The organism is Aestuariirhabdus litorea, assembly GCF_003864255.1.
In the GTDB taxonomy this organism is placed as follows: Bacteria; Pseudomonadota; Gammaproteobacteria; order Pseudomonadales; family Aestuariirhabdaceae; genus Aestuariirhabdus; species Aestuariirhabdus litorea.
Genome location: NZ_QWEZ01000002.1, coordinates 127575 through 144682 on the forward strand (window position 1 = coordinate 127575; position 17108 = coordinate 144682).

16 protein-coding genes are annotated in these 17108 nt (G+C 61.8%); 10 read left to right on the forward strand and 6 right to left on the reverse strand.

Going from position 1 to position 17108, the window contains the following annotated elements; all coding sequences use genetic code 11:
• Positions 1-61: 61 nt before the first annotated feature.
• Both D0544_RS10635 and thiC read right to left on the reverse strand, forming a co-directional pair.
• Positions 62-526 (reverse strand): DUF1249 domain-containing protein, encoded by a 465-nt coding sequence (locus D0544_RS10635; protein ID WP_125016049.1) that lies wholly within the window; start codon positions 524-526, stop codon positions 62-64.
• Between the two features lies 1 nt (position 527).
• Positions 528-2405, reverse strand: coding sequence for a phosphomethylpyrimidine synthase ThiC (gene thiC / locus D0544_RS10640; protein ID WP_125016050.1), 1878 nt, complete (start codon positions 2403-2405; stop codon positions 528-530).
• Between the two features lie 270 nt (positions 2406-2675).
• Between thiC and D0544_RS10645 the strand changes: the two genes are divergently transcribed.
• Complete coding sequence (locus tag D0544_RS10645) at positions 2676-4058, forward strand: TolC family outer membrane protein (RefSeq protein ID WP_125016051.1); 1383 nt, start codon at positions 2676-2678, stop codon at positions 4056-4058.
• On the opposite strand, the gene waaA is transcribed toward D0544_RS10645, so the two are convergent.
• Positions 4055-5386 (reverse strand): lipid IV(A) 3-deoxy-D-manno-octulosonic acid transferase, encoded by a 1332-nt coding sequence (gene waaA, locus D0544_RS10650; protein ID WP_243647316.1) that lies wholly within the window; start codon positions 5384-5386, stop codon positions 4055-4057. The genes D0544_RS10645 and waaA overlap by 4 nt on opposite strands.
• 94 nt (positions 5387-5480) lie before the next feature.
• Here waaA and D0544_RS10655 point away from each other — a divergent pair, with 94 nt between their 5' ends.
• The 3 genes from D0544_RS10655 to D0544_RS10665 are packed head-to-tail and all read left to right on the forward strand — an operon-like array spanning position 5481 to position 8329.
• Positions 5481-6677 (forward strand): NAD(P)/FAD-dependent oxidoreductase, encoded by a 1197-nt coding sequence (locus tag D0544_RS10655; protein ID WP_125016052.1) that lies wholly within the window; start codon positions 5481-5483, stop codon positions 6675-6677.
• A complete protein-coding gene (locus D0544_RS10660; protein WP_125016053.1) occupies positions 6674-7459 on the forward strand; it encodes an aldo/keto reductase in 786 nt (261 codons plus the stop codon). Before D0544_RS10655 ends, D0544_RS10660 begins: the two co-directional genes overlap by 4 nt.
• A 3-nt stretch (positions 7460-7462) precedes the next feature.
• A complete protein-coding gene (locus D0544_RS10665; RefSeq protein ID WP_125016054.1) occupies positions 7463-8329 on the forward strand; it encodes a hypothetical protein in 867 nt (288 codons plus the stop codon).
• 6 nt (positions 8330-8335) lie between these two features.
• Here the strand turns inward: D0544_RS10665 and hldE are convergent, their stop codons facing one another.
• The gene (gene hldE / locus D0544_RS10670) at positions 8336-9763 is read right to left on the reverse strand and encodes a bifunctional D-glycero-beta-D-manno-heptose-7-phosphate kinase/D-glycero-beta-D-manno-heptose 1-phosphate adenylyltransferase HldE (protein WP_125016055.1); all 1428 of its coding nucleotides are present in this window, start codon (positions 9761-9763) and stop codon (positions 8336-8338) included.
• A gap of 63 nt (positions 9764-9826) precedes the next feature.
• Positions 9827-11584, reverse strand: coding sequence for a lipid A export permease/ATP-binding protein MsbA (gene msbA / locus D0544_RS10675; protein WP_125016056.1), 1758 nt, complete (start codon positions 11582-11584; stop codon positions 9827-9829).
• A gap of 136 nt (positions 11585-11720) precedes the next feature.
• Between msbA and D0544_RS10680 the strand changes: the two genes are divergently transcribed.
• The 6 genes from D0544_RS10680 to D0544_RS10705 are packed head-to-tail and all read left to right on the forward strand — an operon-like array spanning position 11721 to position 16628.
• Positions 11721-12389 (forward strand): BUD32 family EKC/KEOPS complex subunit, encoded by a 669-nt coding sequence (locus D0544_RS10680; RefSeq protein ID WP_125016057.1) that lies wholly within the window; start codon positions 11721-11723, stop codon positions 12387-12389.
• Complete coding sequence (gene rfbB / locus D0544_RS10685; protein ID WP_125016058.1) at positions 12386-13462, forward strand: dTDP-glucose 4,6-dehydratase; 1077 nt, start codon at positions 12386-12388, stop codon at positions 13460-13462. Before D0544_RS10680 ends, rfbB begins: the two co-directional genes overlap by 4 nt.
• Positions 13459-14328: a glucose-1-phosphate thymidylyltransferase RfbA gene (rfbA, locus tag D0544_RS10690; protein WP_125016059.1), complete on the forward strand. Its 870-nt coding sequence runs from the start codon at positions 13459-13461 to the stop codon at positions 14326-14328. Before rfbB ends, rfbA begins: the two co-directional genes overlap by 4 nt.
• On the forward strand, positions 14325-14885 hold the full coding sequence (gene rfbC / locus D0544_RS10695) for a dTDP-4-dehydrorhamnose 3,5-epimerase (RefSeq protein WP_125016060.1): 561 nt from the start codon (positions 14325-14327) through the stop codon (positions 14883-14885). Before rfbA ends, rfbC begins: the two co-directional genes overlap by 4 nt.
• Positions 14882-15775, forward strand: a complete 894-nt coding sequence (gene rfbD / locus D0544_RS10700; protein ID WP_125016061.1) for a dTDP-4-dehydrorhamnose reductase — start codon at positions 14882-14884, stop codon at positions 15773-15775. Before rfbC ends, rfbD begins: the two co-directional genes overlap by 4 nt.
• Complete coding sequence (locus D0544_RS10705) at positions 15768-16628, forward strand: glycosyltransferase family 2 protein (RefSeq protein ID WP_125016062.1); 861 nt, start codon at positions 15768-15770, stop codon at positions 16626-16628. The genes rfbD and D0544_RS10705 overlap by 8 nt, the downstream gene beginning before the upstream one ends.
• Here the strand turns inward: D0544_RS10705 and D0544_RS17410 are convergent.
• The gene (locus D0544_RS17410) at positions 16625-17104 is read right to left on the reverse strand and encodes a CatB-related O-acetyltransferase (RefSeq protein ID WP_279387272.1); all 480 of its coding nucleotides are present in this window, start codon (positions 17102-17104) and stop codon (positions 16625-16627) included. The two genes, D0544_RS10705 and D0544_RS17410, sit on opposite strands and share 4 nt — an antisense overlap.
• Positions 17105-17108: the final 4 nt, after the last annotated feature.

A 17108-nucleotide genomic window follows, 5' to 3' on the forward strand; every position in this document is an offset into this window, starting at 1 on the left:
GTCTCACTATAGCAGTGCGCCCCGGCGGACTCAGGGGTTTATGGCAAAATTCCCAACTCAGTCACATCGCCGCCGCCTGCCAGGGCTCAAGGCTGCAGCCCCCCTCCAGGCAGTGGCTTAACCACTCCCCCAGAAAGCGGTTCCACTGCGCCTTTTCGTCGGGCAGCTCCATGCGCTGGTTGGGGTAGTCGTGGCGAGCCACCCGCTGCGGACGATCGAGGGCGCTGACCACCTCGGCCATCCGCAGGTCGTGATACACCCGCACCTCCATCAAGGGCAGGGGCAGCCACTGCCCCCAGTCTGCCTGATGACTGATCTCCACCATGCTGGTGTAGGGACAGCGCTGCTGTATAAGCAGGCGAACCCGAGCGCTATGCTCCCCAAACCGGACCGCAAAGCAGTGCTCGTCGGCCTGGTCCCATTGCGGCAGCAACTTTAGCAGGCGCGCATAGTTGCGCTCACAGAGCGCCTGCTGGGCGACCAGGTCGATTTGATAACGCGGTTTTCGGGCAGCGGCTGTGGTCACGTTACACCTTGTGGTAAAGCTCCGATCCCTGTTGTTTGAACTCGTCCGATTTGGCCTGCATCCCTTGATCTGCCTCCAGGTTGATCGCCGCGATCTGGCTTTCGTCCAGGTCGCGCACCTCCTGGCTGATCTTCATCGAACAGAACTTGGGGCCGCACATGGAGCAGAAGTGGGCCACCTTGGCCGACTCCTTGGGGAGGGTTTCATCGTGATAGGCACGCGCCGTGTCCGGGTCGAGGCCGAGATTGAACTGGTCCTCCCAGCGGAACTCAAAGCGCGCCTTGGACATGGCGTTGTCGCGAATCTGGGCGCCAGGGTGCCCCTTGGCCAGGTCGGCCGCATGGGCAGCGATCTTGTAGGTAATGATTCCCTGCTTAACGTCATCCTTGTTAGGCAGCCCCAGGTGCTCCTTGGGGGTGACATAGCAGAGCATGGCGCAGCCGTACCAGCCGATCATGGCGGCACCGATCCCTGAGGTGATGTGGTCATAGCCGGGGGCAATATCGGTCGTCAAGGGGCCCAGGGTGTAAAAGGGGGCCTCGTCGCACTCCTTCAGCTGCTTGTCCATGTTCTCCTTGATCATATGCATCGGGATATGACCGGGCCCTTCAATAATGACCTGGACATCGTGCTTCCAGGCGACCTTGGTCAGCTCACCCAGCGCCTCCAGCTCACCGAACTGCGCCTCGTCGTTGGCGTCGGCGATGGAGCCCGGACGCAACCCATCCCCTAAGGAGAAGGAGACGTCGTAGGCTTTCATGATCTCGCAGATCTCTTCGAAATGGGTGTAAAGGAAATTCTCTTTGTGGTGCGCCAGGCACCACTTGGCCATGATGGATCCGCCGCGGGAGACAATACCGGTGACGCGCTTGGCGGTCAGGGGTACGTGACGCAGCAGCACGCCGGCGTGGATGGTAAAGTAGTCCACCCCCTGCTCGGCCTGCTCGATCAGGGTGTCGCGAAACACCTCCCAGCTGAGATCTTCGGCAACACCATTAACCTTCTCCAGAGCCTGGTAGATCGGCACGGTCCCGATCGGCACCGGTGAATTGCGTACGATCCACTCGCGAGTCTCGTGGATATTCTTGCCGGTGGAGAGATCCATGATGGTATCGGCTCCCCAACGAATTCCCCAGGTCAGTTTGGCCACCTCCTCCTCGATAGAGGAGCCGAGAGCGCTGTTGCCGATGTTGCCATTGATCTTGACCAGGAAATTGCGGCCGATAATCATCGGTTCCAGCTCGGGGTGGTTAATATTGGCGGGGATGATCGCGCGGCCACGGGCGATCTCCTCACGCACGAACTCGGGGGTAATTTGGTCGGGAATAGCCGCGCCGAAGGAGTGACCGGGATGCTGGACCAGTGCCCCCTGGGCACGCGCCTCCTGCAGCTTCATGTTTTCGCGGATCGCGACATACTCCATTTCCGGGGTGATCACCCCCTGACGAGCATAGTAAAGCTGGGTAACATTTTTCCCGGGCAGGGCACGACGGGGTTTGCGCTGCAGGGCAAACCGCAGTTTGTTCAACTCGATATCGTTTTCCCGCTGCCGCGCAAATTCGGAGCTCGAGCCAGACAGCACCTCGGTATCACCCCGTTCAACCACCCAGCCCTCGCGTACAGGCGCCAGCCCCTTACGGATGTCGATCGCGACGGCGGGGTCGGAGTAAGGGCCAGAGGTATCATAAACCAGCACCGGCGCATTGGCCTCACCACCAAAATCGGTGGGGGTGTCGGCCAGCGAAATCTCCCGCATGGGCACCCGAATATCCGGGCGACTGCCCTCAACGAAGATCTTGCGGGAGTTGGGAAAGGGCTTGACCGAGTCGCCATCAACGATGGCCGTTTCGCTCAAAAATTCGTTGGCAGGTTTATTCATTCTTGGCCCTATTAAGTAAGTCAGGTTGGACAGTCAATCGTACACCAGAGAGATAAAGATGACCCACCGGTGCAGAGGCGGACAGAGATGGCGATCGGTCGGTTATCGAGACGCAGAGCTGAAACTATATACTGGCCCGCGGGATATTTAATATTCCCGACCGATGTCGTTTTGTTACACTGGGTTAATCCGAAAGACGGTTGCATTATACACAGGATACGCCGTTTTTCGGCACATCGTTGATCCAACTCACAGGGAACAGTACACCTCATGGCGTTTAAAAAACTTCCGAGTTATCTGCTGGCCGGGCTTGCAACCCTTAGCAGCGCGCTCTACGCACAACAGGAACCGGCGGATCTGCTGGAGATCTACCAACAAGCCCTGGCCAACGATGCCGAGCTGGCAGCGGCCGGTGCCTCCCTTAAGGCCAACGAGGAGCTACCCAACCAGGGGCTCGCCGGCCTGCTCCCCAATATCACCCTCAACGCCTCCACGGCCAAAGCCACTGATCGCAGCCTCAACGCCACCTCGCTGCCCGGCATTAACCGTACCCGCGACTTCAATGAGCACGGCTGGGCCGCACAGCTGGTTCAGCCGGTGTTCCGGCTTGAGCGCTGGTTTACCTATACCCGTGCTGAAGCCTTATCCGACCAGGCCCAGGCGGAGTTCAGCGCGATCCAACAGGACCTGATCCTGCGCGTTGCCGATGCCTACTTCGAAGTGCTGCGGGCACAGGACACCCTCACCACAACCATCTCCGAGGAGAAGGCCTTCAAACGCCAGCTGGAGCAAGCGGAACAGCGCTTCGAAGTGGGCTTGATCGCCCAGACCGACGTCCACGAAGCGCGCGCCGTCTACGACAACGCCCGAGTTAACCGTATCGTGGCGGAGAATAATGTCGAGGTCAGCCTGGAAAGGCTGCGCACCCTGACCGCCCGGGAGCACCGTCAAATCGGCAGCCTCAACAAGGAGATGCCGGTGGTGAACCCCACGCCGGAGGTGAAGGAGGAGTGGGTGAACAGCTCGCTGGTCCAGAACCTCAACATCGCTGCTGCGCGCGAGGCGGTGCGTGCTACTGAGGAGGCGCTAAAACTTTCAAAATCTGGCCACGCACCGACCCTGGATGCCATCGCCACATACTCCCACAACGTGACCGGCGACCCCTCCTTCAGCCTGACCGGTTTCAACGGCAAGCAAAACAGCCAGTACTATGGGCTCCAGCTCAGCGTACCGATCTACAGCGGTGGCGGCACCAGCTCCCGTGTACGAGAAGCCACCTACCGTCTGCAGGAGGCACAGGATCGGCTGGACTCCCTCAACCGCCAGACCAGCCAGCGTACCCGCAACCTCTACAGCTCGGTAACCGCCGATGTGCAGCGGATCTCGGCCCGCGCCCAGGGCATCATCTCCACCCAAAGCGCCCTCGATGCCACCGAAAGCGGATATGAAGTAGGCTCACGAAACATCGTCGATGTGCTCAACGCCCAGCGTAATCTCTACGCTTCCCAGCGGGACTACCTCAATGCGCGCTACGACTACCTGCTCAACACCCTGCGCCTCAAGCGTGAGGCGGGCACCCTGAGCCCCCAGGACCTGACCGATCTCAACCAGTGGATCACCAAGACCAGCACCGAGCTGCTGCCCAAGCTCTAGCGCCCTTTGTGCGAGCCCTGCGTCTCCAGCAGGTGCTCGCACAGCGCCAGCTGTCGCTTGAGCGCCCCCCGGTTGCTGTTCACCACTGCCAGACCGGCGGCCCCCATGCGCTCACGAGCCTCCCGGTCAGCCAGCAGTGCCTGCAGGGCATCGGCTAAGGCTGACGCATCCTCAACGACCTGCATGGCACCCGCCTCCAGCAACTGGTCGCTGATCTCTTTGAAGTTAAAGAGGTGGGGACCACTCAGCACAGGCACTGCCAAGGCCGAGGCCTCCAGCATATTATGACCACCGGTCGGCACCAGGCTGCCGCCGATAAAGGCGATATCCGCCGCCGCCAATAGCAGCAACATCTCCCCCATGGTATCGGCCAGTACCACGCGTGTATCCGCCTTCACCGGTTCTCCGAGACTGCGACGGGCAGAGGGGTATCCGCCCCGGTCCAGTAACTCGGCAACCCTTGGGAAACGCTCGGGATGGCGGGGCACCAGCACCAGCAGCACGGGCGTCGACTGACCCTCCAGTGCCTTCAACACCAGCTCATCCTCCCCCTGATGGGTACTGGCGGCTACCAGGACGCGGGTACCGGGGGGCTGATGCGCAAGCCAGGCTCGGCGTAGCGCTTCCCCCTCCTCGCGCATACCGGCTTCGATCGGCAGGTCAAACTTAAGGCTTCCCGTCACCTCTATCCGCTCCTTTGCCACCCCCAGCTGACGAAAGCGCTCGGCGGCCTCATCGCTCTGGGCGGCAACGGCGCCCAGCGCCTGCAGCATGGGCGTTACCAGTGCGGGAAAGCGAGCGTAGCCCCGCGCACTGCGCTCCGACAGGCGCGCATTAGCCAGCAGCAGGGGGACGCCTCGGTTGCGGCAGGCCGCCACCGTATTGGGCCAGAGTTCGGTCTCCATGATGACCGCTAGCCGCGGTTGTACCCGCGTCAGGAAACGGGACAATGCATCGGGGAGATCGTAGGGGGCGTAGACGTGAAACACGCTATCGCCGTAGAGCGCCCTTACCCGCTCCGAGCCGGTCGGGGTCATGGTAGTCACCACCAGCTGGTGTTGCGGATAGCGCTCCTGCAGCCCTTTAACCAGGGGGGCCGCCGCAATGGACTCCCCAACCGAGACGCTGTGCACCCAGATCACCGGCCGCCCCTTCAGGGGCGAGCCATCGAACCAGCCAAAGCGCTCCTTCCAGCGGCGGGCATAGGCAGGAGCTCGCCAGGCCCGATAGAGCAGGCGCGCCACCACCAGGGGAAGCAGCAGGTAAAAGAGCAGACTGTAGCTGAAGCGGTTGATCATGATGTAGGGCTGGTTGTAAGGAAGGCGCAATTATACCCCGTTGGCTCTGCAAATGAGCCCCTGCCGGTGACCTCGACCCGAGGTCACCGTATACTGTGCCCCTCAACCGGTTAATGAGCACACCATGACGCACCATCTGGATACCGACATCGCCATCCTGGGCGGCGGCATCGCCGGCCTCTGGCTGCTCCGGCGCCTCAGCGAACTGGGCTACTCCACCCTGTTGCTGGAAAACGCGACCCTGGGGGGCGGGCAAAGCATCAAGTCCCAGGGCATTATTCACGGTGGCACCAAGTACGCCCTATCGGGCAACCTGACCCACGCCTCCGAGTGCATCGCCGGCATGCCCAAGCGCTGGCAAGCGTGCCTGCAGGGTGAGGGGGAGATCGACCTTTCCTGTGCCCGTATCCTTAGCCCGCACCACTATATGTGGTCCAGTGCCGGGTTGGGCTCCAAGCTCACCACCTTTTTCGCCAGCAAGGCGCTGCGCGGACGGGTCGACCAGCTCAAGCCCAAAAACTACCCCGCTTTTTTCCAGCACCCGGCCTTTCGAGGTAGCCTTTACCAACTGAATGAGTTTGTACTCGACGTGCCCAGTGTGGTCTCCAGCCTGGTGCAGGGGCTTGAGGATAGAACCCTGTCCATCGACTGGGAAAAAAGCCGCATTGAGCACGATACCGATGGCAAGATCAGCGCCATCCTGCTGGAGCACCAGGGCGAGCAGACCATGATCCGCGCCCGCCGCTACCTGTTTACCGCCGGTGCCGGTACCGCCGATCTGCTCCAGCGCTGGGGGGTTGAGGGTCCGGCCATGCAACTGCGTCCCCTGCACATGGCGATGGTCCGGGTACCGGGTGCCCAACCCCTGTTTGCCCATTGCATCGGTACCAGCACCGTGCCTCGCCTGACCATCACCAGCCATCCCGACCAGCAGGGCAACTGGATCTGGTACATTGGCGGTGAGCCCGCCGAGTCCGGCGTCAAACGCGAGCCTTCAGAACAGATCGCCCGCTGCCAACAGGAGCTGACGCAGTTAATGCCCTGGATCGACTTCACCAGCGCCGAGTGGGGCACCCTCCGGGTAGACCGGGCCGAGCCCCGCCAAAGCAACCTGCTGCGCCCGGATGCTGCCTACTGCAAGGCGCTTCACAACGCGCTGATCAACTGGCCCACCAAGCTGGCCCTGGCCCCTAACCTGAGTGACGAGGTGCTGCGACAGTTGCAACTGCAGGGAATCGCCCCGCAGATCCCCCAGCCCGCCGCGACCAGCCTGCCGCGCCCCCCGGTCGGCAAGCCCTTCTGGGAGGGGGTGCTCCCATGATCACCTCCGCCATCGCCGATACCGGCGTCGAAGTGACCCCCCTGGGCTTCGGCACCGTTAAACTGGGCCGTAACGAAGGGGTCAAGTACCCCCAGGGGTTTCGCATCCCCGACGACCGCCAGGCGCTGGAGCTGATCAACCTGGCCGCCGACCTCGGGATCAACCTGATCGATACCGCCCCAGCCTACGGCACCAGCGAGGAACGTCTCGGCACCCTGCTGTCCGGGCAACGTTCGCGCTGGGTAATTTGCACCAAAGTAGGCGAAGAGTTTGAGCAGGGTGTTTCCCGCTTCGATTTCTCCCCCGAACACACCCGTTTCAGCATTGAGCGCAGTCTCAAGCGACTCAACACCGACTACCTGGACCTGGTGCTGGTCCACTCCGACGGCAACGATCAGGCGATTGTAGACCAGCACGGCACCCTCGAGGTGCTGGCAGACCTCAAGCGCCAGGGGCTGATCCGTGCTACCGGCATCTCCAGCAAAACCGTCGCCGGCGGCATTGCCGCGCTGGCCCACTGCGACTGCGCCATGGTCACCTACAACCTGGTTGAGCCGCAGGAGGGGGAGGTGATCGACTTCGCCCACCAGCACCACAAAGGGATCCTGATCAAGAAGGCACTGGCCAGCGGCCACCTCTGCCAACAGGGGGAGGATCCGGTAGCACGTAGCATGGAGTTTGTGTTCGCCCGCCCGGGCGTTTGCAGTGCCATCGTCGGTACCATTAATCCCGACCACCTGAAAAGCAACCTGGCGGCGGCCCTGAAGGCACTGGGGCAATAACTCATGCTCCTCAGCCAACACCCGCCTGATGCGTTCCGCACCCGCAATATCCAGGTCGAGCTGGAGGGAAGCGCAGTGCATTTGAGCGCCTGCGGCCCCCCTTTCGACTTTACCGACCTGCTGCAGCAGCGCTCTAATCCGCCGCCGCAGGAGGGCAGCGCGTTTACCGCCACCCACCTCGGGGTGTCGGGGTTTATCCGCCTTCGTTGGCAGGAGCTGCGTTTCCTGCTGCTGGTGCGCCAGCAGCGTGCCGACCGCGGGGACCGGGTGCTAAAACTGCCTTCGGGCTACGTTGACCTCGACCTGCTGGCCACCCCCGCACTGGCCCTCGAGCAGGAGATCAGCCAGGAGTTACTCCTGCACTCCGAGCAGGAGCTGTGGCCCATCGAACGCAATGGGAGCGAACTGCAGCGGGTCTACCAGGCGCAGCTCAGTTACCACCCGGAGTGCGCGCAGCTGGCTACTGCGACCCCCTTCAGGTCACGGGAGGTGTACTGGGAGGGGGAACCCCTGACCGAGTGCGAATGCTACCTGCACCGCCCTACCGGCAGCGTGCAGCTGGTCTATCACTGGGATCTGGAACTGCCGGACCGGCCCATGTCGGACCTGAGCCTGTGGCAGCTGGAGGAGCGGATCAACCCCCGTAGCGGTTTGCTGGAGACCCTCTGGGAGGAGCGTGAACCCCTGTGGCTGGCGGCCCTTAACGATTACAACCTGATCGATGGTGGCTTCTACCAGTTGCGCGATGGCCTGTTACTGCCGGCCGAGGGGAGCGCCGAGCTGCAGCTCAGCGAGTATTTTGCCCCGCGCCAGGGGCTCTGGGTTAACGCCGGCAACCAGCCACTGCGCGAGTATCACCCCTACTGCTGAAGCGGCTCAGGTACGGTCGAGAATCTTGTTGACGATTGCCGTAGTGGAGCAGTTATCGAGGAAATCGAGCACCTGTACCTCACCGCCGTATTCGCGCACAATCTCGCCGCCGACCACCCCATCGACGCCGTAATCGCCCCCCTTCACGAGCACATCGGGGCGAATCAGCCGCAACAAAGCTTCGGGGGTGTCTTCGTTGAAGCAGACCGACCAGTCCACTGCCTCCAGCCCTGCCAGCACCGCCATGCGGCGCTCCGCGGGGTTGATCGGCCGACCCTCACCCTTGAGGCGCTTGACGGACGCATCACTGTTGACGGCCACAATCAGGCGATCTCCCAGGGCGCGTGCCTGCTCCAGATAGCCCACATGGCCGGCGTGAAGGATGTCGAAACAGCCGTTGGTAAAGACAATCTTTTCGCCGTGGGCACGGGCGTCCTCCAGCGCCACCAACAACTGCTCGGCGCTCATCACCCCCCGCTCCGAGCCTTGGCTCTGGCTGACGGCGCGACGCAGCTCCGGCGCACTGATGGCAGCGGTGCCCAGTTTGCCCACCACCACGCCGGCAGCAATATTGGCCAGCGCCACCGCCTGCGGCATCGGTTCCCCCGCCGCCAGGGCGGTGGCCAACACCGAGATGACGGTGTCGCCCGCACCGGTGACGTCATAGACTTCACGCGCCTTGGCGGGCAGGTGCAGCTCGGGCTCCCCCTCCCTGAGCAAAGTCATGCCGTGCTCACCGCGGGTCACCAGCAGCGCCTCGAGCTCCAGTTCTCGCAGCAGCTCGACCCCCTTCATCACCAACTCCTGCTCGTCGCGGCAACGACCCACCACCGCCTCGAATTCGTGCAGGTTGGGGGTGATCAGGGTCGCTCCCCGGTAGAGGCTGAAGTCGTGCCCTTTAGGGTCAGCCAGTATCGCCACACCGGCGTCCCGCGCCATCGTGATCAGCTGCTGGTGGTTGCGCAACGCTCCCTTGTTGTAGTCGGACAGGATCACCACATCAACCTCGGCCAACAAGGACTCAAAACGGCGCGTCAGGGCCTTGATGTCCAGGTGCTCGAAGGGCTCTTCAAAGTCCAGGCGAATCAGTTGCTGGCTGTGGCTGATGATGCGCAGCTTGGTGATGGTAGGGTCGTCAGCCACGGTTTCGAAATCACAGTGCACCCCGGCCGCTTCCAGGCGGCTGCGCAACACCTGCGCCGCTTCGTCATCCCCGGTGGGCGCCACCAGAAAGGCGGGTGCCCCCAATGCCGCGATGTTGAGCGCGACGTTACCCGCTCCGCCGGGGCGATCCTCGACCTGGTTTACCTTGACCACCGGCACCGGCGCCTCGGGGGAGATGCGGTGGGTGGCGCCGTGCCAGTAGCGATCTAGCATCAGGTCGCCAATCACCAGCACGCGGGCCTGGTCAAAACGGGGAAAGGTCAGTTTCATCTCAACAAATTCCAGTGTCTGCAATCATTAACACGATAGGGGGTAGAGCTGGAGGCAGCAAGACTAGCTCACTGCGTCCTGAAACTGCTGGCTGTGGAGACGCGCGTAGTGCTCGCCCCGCTCCAGCAGCTCCTCGTGGGTTCCGCTCTCGATGATGCGCCCCTGGTCCATCACCAGGATGCGGTCGGCCTGCTCGATGGTGGAGAGCCGGTGGGCGATCACCACCGTGGTACGGTTCTTCATCACCTCGTCAAGGGCGGCCTGGATATAGCGCTCCGACTCGGTATCGAGCGCCGAGGTGGCCTCGTCAAGGATCAGGATAGGGGCATCCTTGAGAATGGCCCTGGCGATCGCCAGCCGTTGGCGCTGGCCACCCGACAGACGCACACCGTCCTCGCCGATCAGGGTGTGCAGGCCTTCTGGCAGGTCCTTGATGAACTCCATAGCATAGGCTGATTCCGCCGCCGCCTTAATATCTTCGTCGGGCGTCCCCTGCAGGTCGCCGTAGGCGATGTTATTGGCCACCGAGTCATTGAACAGGCTCACCTGCTGGTTCACCAGTGCGATCTGGCGCCGCAGGCTGGTGAGGGTATAGCGCTCCACCGGCACCCCGTCGATCAGAATCTCACCCTGGTGGTGGTTATAGAAACGGGGGATCAGGCTCGCCAGGGTGCTCTTGCCACTACCGGAGCGCCCCACCAGCGCAATGGTCTGCCCCGGCTCAACGATGAAGTTGAGTCCCTTGAGCACCGGGTCCTCCGCATCGTTGTAGGCGAAGCTCAGGTTGCGAACCTCAATACGCCCTTCAACACGCCCCGCTTCATGATCCCCCTGATCCACCTCCTGGGTCTCGTCCAGCTGTTCGAAGATGGTCTCGCAGGCGGCGATCCCCTTCTGGATATTGCCGTACACCTCCGACAGCTGGCGGATCGGTTTGGGCAGCATGCCCGCCGCCACTACAAATGAGATCAGGGCGGCCGTCGAGGAGGTATCACGCATGTAGAGCACGAGGAACATGATCGCCCCCATCGCGCTGATTACCAGAAACTGCAGTACCGGCGTGGTGATGGCGGAGACCTTTACCATCTTCATCGCCTGGCGCAGATTGTTAGCGCTGGCGGAGTAGAATCGACTCCTTTCGAAGGCCTCCCCGCCAAAGCTGCGAACCACCCGGTAGCCCTTGATGGTCTCCGAAGTCACATGGGTCACATCCCCCATGGCATCCTGGATCTTGTGACTGAGCTTGCGCAGGCGTCGCCCAACCACCCCCACCACCAGGGCAATGACGGGTAAAATGGCCAGAAACACCAGTGTCAGCTTCCAGTTGGTCCACAGCAGGTAGCCGAGCAGAAAGAGTACGGTCAGCCCTTCACGCACCACCACCTTGATGGCATCGGTCGCGGCCGCCGTTACCATGGTCACGTTGTAGGTGATGCGGGAGATCAGGTGGCCCGAGTTGTTGTCATCAAAATAGCGGCTGGGCAGGGTCACCAGCTTGTTGAACAGCTCGATTCGTAGGTCATGGACCAGCCCCTGGGAGACCATGGCCAGAAAGTAGTTGCCCAGGAAGGAGCCCAGTCCGCGCAGAATCGCCAGAGCCACTACCGCCAGGGGCACCAGGTAGAGAAAGCGCTCATCCGCTCCCTCGAGCCCTTCGATAAAGTACTCCACCATCTTGGCGTAGCCGGGCTGGGTAGCGGCGAAGAAGGCAAACCCCAGAATACTGACGACAAAGGGAACAATGTAAGGCTTTACGTACCCCAGCAGGCGCAGGTAGACCCTGATACTGCTCGTTTGCTGCTTTTGTTCGGGAGAGGCCAAAGGAATTACCTGACTCGAGGGTGGACCGATACTGTGCCACAGAGCACAACCAAAGAGGGCGCATCATAGCATAGTCCTGTGATTTCGAGTCCAATGAGGCTAAAATGCCGCCTGATTTCTCCCCCCCAAGAGCCCGATGAAAACCCTCAACGCCCCAGAGTTCTCCAGCCTCACCCACCAAGCAACTGTACTGGAGGAGGATGGCTATGGCGTCAAGGTGATGAAGCTGAACGACGGCAGTTTTCTCAAACTGTTTCGCCTCAAACGCACCTTCTCCTCGGCCCTGTTTTACCCCTACGCCAAACGCTTTGCCGCCAACGCCGCCGAGCTGCAGCGCCTTGGCGTTCCCACACCCAGGGTGATCCAGTGCTTTAGCGTTGCTGAACCCAAACGCAACTGCGTCCACTACCACCCGCTGGAGGGGGTCACCCTGCGGGAGCTCTACCGCCGAGAGCAACAGCCCATGCCCGATGAGCGGGTTAGGCTGCTGGGGCAGTTTCTCGCCAGCTTGCACGACAAGGGGGTCTATTTTCGCTCGATCCACCTCGGCAATATCGTGCTGACACCGGCGAGTGACCTGGGGCTGATCGACCTCTCGGATATGAAGATTCAACGCCGCCCCCTGAGCAACCGCCTGCGCCTGAGGAACTTTGCCCACCTGATCAAGGGGGAGGAGGACCAGGCCAGCCTGCAGCTCGCCGGCGAACAGGGGCGCCTGCTTCTTGTCAGCTATCTTGAGGGCAGCCAACATTCGGACAAGGGGCTCAAAGAGGCGCTTACTAACGCACTGGATATTCCGCTATGAAATTACTGATTACCGGCGGTGCGGGCTTTATCGGCTCCGCCCTGATTCGCCTGATCATCGCCGAGGGCCGGCACCAGGTGCTCAACCTCGACAAGCTGACCTACGCAGGTAACCTCGATAACCTGGCCAGCGTCGAGAGCGCCCCTCACTACAGCTTTACCCGTACCGACATCTGCGACCGCGCCGCTGTCCAGCAACAGATCGATCAGTTCCAACCCGACGCCATCATGCACCTGGCGGCCGAGTCCCACGTCGATCGTTCCATTGACGGTCCCGGTGATTTTATCCAGACCAACATTGTCGGTACCTATACCCTGCTCGAATGCGCACGGGAGTATGTGGCCAGCGGCAAGGCCCCGGCCGGATTCCGTTTCCATCACATCTCCACCGATGAGGTCTACGGCACCCTGGGCGCCGACGGGCTCTTTACCGAGACCAGCCCCTACCAACCAAATTCCCCCTACTCCGCCTCCAAGGCCGGGTCGGACCATCTGGTCAGGGCCTGGCACGAGACCTTTGGCCTGCCGACCCTGGTCAGCAACTGCTCCAACAACTACGGCCCCTGCCAGTTCCCGGAGAAGCTGATCCCCCTGATGATCGGCAACGCCCTGGCCGGCAAGCCGCTGCCAATCTACGGTAACGGCCAGCAGGTACGTGACTGGCTTTATGTGGATGACCACGCCCGCGCCCTGCTGGAGATCGTGACCCGGGGTGAAGTGGGCGAGACCTACAACATCGGCGGCCATAATGAGAAAGCCAACCTCGAGGTGGTTCACAGCCTCTGCCAACTGCTGGAGGAGCTGCGCCCGCAAAAACCCGCCGGAGTGGCCCACTACCGCGACCTGATTACCCATGTCACCGACCGGCCCGGCCACGACCTGCGCTACGCCATCGACGCCAGCTATATCCAGCAGCAGCTAGGCTGGACCCCCGCCGAGACTTTCGACAGCGGACTGCGCAAGACCCTTGAGTGGTACCTGGACAACCCGACCTGGTGTGATCGCATCCATAATGGCAGCTACCAGGGCACGCGCCTGGGACTATCCAACGACCCCCGGGAGGGAACCGAATGAAAGGTATTATCCTCGCGGGTGGCTCCGGCACCCGCCTGCACCCGCTGACTCTGGCGGTCTCCAAGCAACTGCTGCCGGTCTACGACAAGCCGATGATCTACTACCCCCTCTGCACGCTGATGGAGGCGGGGATTCGCGACATCATGATCATCACCACCCCCCACGATGGCCCTTTGTTCCAGCACCTGCTCAAGGATGGCGCCCAATGGGGCATGAACCTGGAGTACTGTGTGCAGGAGAGCCCCGACGGCATCGCCCAGGCGTTCCTGCTGGCGGAGCAATTTATTGCCGGCGACAGCTGTTGCCTGATCCTGGGGGACAATATCTATTACGGCCAGGGGCTGGCCGAGCTGCTGCATTCCGCCGCTGGCAAAACCTCTGGCGCCACGGTGTTCGCCTACCCGGTGCACGACCCGGAACGCTACGGGGTGGTGGAGTTCGATCCCTCAGGGCAAGCCCTCAGCATCGAAGAGAAGCCCGCCAGGCCCAAGTCCCGTTTTGCCGTCACCGGCCTCTATTTTTACGACCAACAGGTGGTCGATATCGCCCGCACCATTACCCCCTCAGACCGGGGTGAGCTGGAGATCACCAGCGTTAACCAGCACTACCTCCAACAGGGGCAGCTGGATGTACAGGTGATGGGGCGCGGCATGGCCTGGCTGGACACCGGCACCCACGAGTCGCTATTGGAAGCGTCCCAGTTTGTACAGACCATCGAAAAACGCCAGGGGATGAAGATCGCCGCGCCCGAAGAGCTGGCCTGGCGTGCCGGTTGGATCAGCGACCAGCAGCTCCGTGACCACGCTCGCCCGCTGCTCAAGAGCGGCTACGGCGCCTACCTGAACTCGCTACTGGAGCAACCATGAAGGTCCTCAATACCCCCCTGCCCGGGGTCATCATCATTGAGCCCCGTCTGTTCGGCGACAAGCGGGGGTTCTTTCTCGAAAGCTACAGCGCCACCCGCTACCGGGAGGCGGGGCTCGACGTCGAGTTCGTGCAGGACAACCACTCGCGCTCCAGTCATCATGTCCTGCGCGGGCTGCATTTTCAGCTCAGGCACCCGCAGGGCAAGCTGGTACGGGTTTCCCGCGGCAGCGTCTTCGATGTGGTCGCCGATGTGCGCACCGGCTCTCCCACCTTCGGCCAGTGGTTCGGGGTGGAGCTGAACGACGACAATGCGCGCCAACTTTATATCCCCCCCGGCTATGCCCATGGCTTTCAGGTGCTCTCAGACGTAGCCGATTTCGAATACAAGTGCACCGATTACTACCATCCTGAAGATGAGGGAGGGGTAGCCTGGAATGACCCCGGCCTGGGGATCGAGTGGCCCTGCCCGGAGCAGGCGATTGTCTCCGACAAGGATCAGCGTTGGGGCCCGCTACAGGCACTGACCGATGAACAGTTACCGCCGTACCTCCTATGAAGATACTGATCACCGGAGCCAATGGGCAGCTCGGGCGCTGCCTCCAGGAACGTTTATGCCTTGAGCCCGGCCTCCAGACTGTCGCCTGCGACCGGGCGCAGCTGGATATCAGCTGCGATCCCGAACTGGGCCATTACCTGGAGCAGGAGCGCCCTGCGCTGGTGATCAACGCGGCCGCCTATACTGCGGTCGACCGCGCTGAGGAGGAGCAGGCGCTCGCCTACCGCGTCAACGCCCTTGGCCCGGAGTTGCTGGCCCGACACTGCGCCCGCCTGCAGATCCCCCTGACCCAGATCAGCACCGACTTTGTATTCGATGGTCGCCACAGCCTCCCCTATCAGGAATCCGATCCCTGCCACCCGCTGTCGATCTACGGCCAGAGCAAGTGGGCCGGGGAGGAGCGGGTGCGCGAACACTGCCCCCGGCACCTGATCGTGCGTACCAGCTGGGTGTTCAGCTCCCATGGAGCCAACTTCGTCAAAACCATGTTGCGCCTGATGGCCGAACGTGAACACCTCGGCATCGTTGATGACCAGGTCGGCTGCCCCACTTCCGCCGCTGATTTGGCGGAGGCGGTGCTTAGCCTCTCACGCCAGGCGATGAACAACCCGGCCCTGTTTGGCACCTACCACTTCTGCAACCAGGGGGCCACCAGCTGGTATCGCTTTGCCGAGGCGATCTATCAACAGGCGACCGAGCTCGGGCTGCTGGCATCCCCCTGTAACCTGTCGCCCATCACCACCGACCAGTACCCGACTGCCGCCGTGCGACCCGCCTACTCAGTGCTGGACACGGCTAAGCTCAGCGCCGCCATCAATCATTCCCCCCGACCCTGGCAGGATGCCCTGCGTGCCACCCTGACCACCTTAAAGGAATCCGACCATGGCTGAATCGCTCCCACTGGTTAGCGTCATCGTTGCCTGCTACAACCACGACCAATACATCGAAGCCTGCCTGACCAGCATCCTGCGCCAGACCTATCCGGCGATCGAGTTGATCGTGCTCGACGACGGTTCCAAAGACCGCAGTCCGGAGCTGATCGCGGCGCTGGCCAAAGAGCAGGGTTTCTTTTTCGAAGCCCAGGCGAACATGGGCCTGTCGGCCACCCTCAACAAGGGGCTGAACATCGCCAAAGGTGAGTATATTGTTACCTTTGGCTCGGACGACATCATGATGCTGGACCGCATTGAGAAACAGGTCGCCTATATGCAGGCCAACACTGAGCTGGGGCTCTGTGGCGGCAACATGCTGAAGATCAACGAGCATGGCACCGTTTTAAGCAAACAGAAGTTCAGTGGCGAGCACCGTCTCGACTTTGAAGATGTGTTACTGGGGCGAAAAGAGGGCACACCGGCCCCGACACTTTTTTTCCGTCAGGCAGCACTGGCGAAGGCGGGCGGTTTTCACCCCGAAATCAAGCTGGAAGACCTCTACATCGAGCTAAAGATCAGCTCTCTGGGATACCCCATCGGCTTTATGAACGATGTGCTGGCCTACTACCGGGTGCACCCGACCAACACTTACAAAAACTACCGCTACATGATCGATAACGTGCTCAAGACCTACGAAGAGTTTCGCGATCACCCCGCCTACGAACAGGCCTATTACCGATTCCTCAACTCCATGCTGGTCAAGTGCGCCGGCAAGGACAAAGCCCTGGCCCGGGAGCTGCTGAAACAGATTCCGCTTCGCGAGTTCCGTATGAAAACCCTCAAGGGGATCGGTCGCCTGCTGTTTAGCTAGGCGTCTCGCGATTCGGCGTAGTCGAGAAAGGCGTCGACCTCTCCGCTGCACAATTGCGGAATCACCGCCTCCACCTCGGCAAAGGGCCACTCCCACCAGCGCACACCGAGCAGGCGCTCGATGATCTCGGGCTCAAAGCGGTAGCGCAGGATTTTCGCGGGGTTGCCACCAACGATGGCGTAGGGCGGCACATCGCGGGTCACCAAAGCGCCGTTGGCCACCACCGCCCCGTCACCGATGGTCACTCCGGAAAGAATAGAGGCATTAGCGCAAAGCCAAACATCGTTGCCGATCACCACATCTCCATTGCTGCCGCCGTACTCGGGGATGGTGGCGGCGGACCGGACAAAGGCCGGAAAGGGGTAGCTGGAGACCCAGTCGGCTCGGTGGTGTCCCCCCAAATAGATATTGACCCCCGAGGAGATGGAACAGTAGGCGCCGATGCTGAGGGTCGTGCCCTCGTTCCAGTCATGCACAATA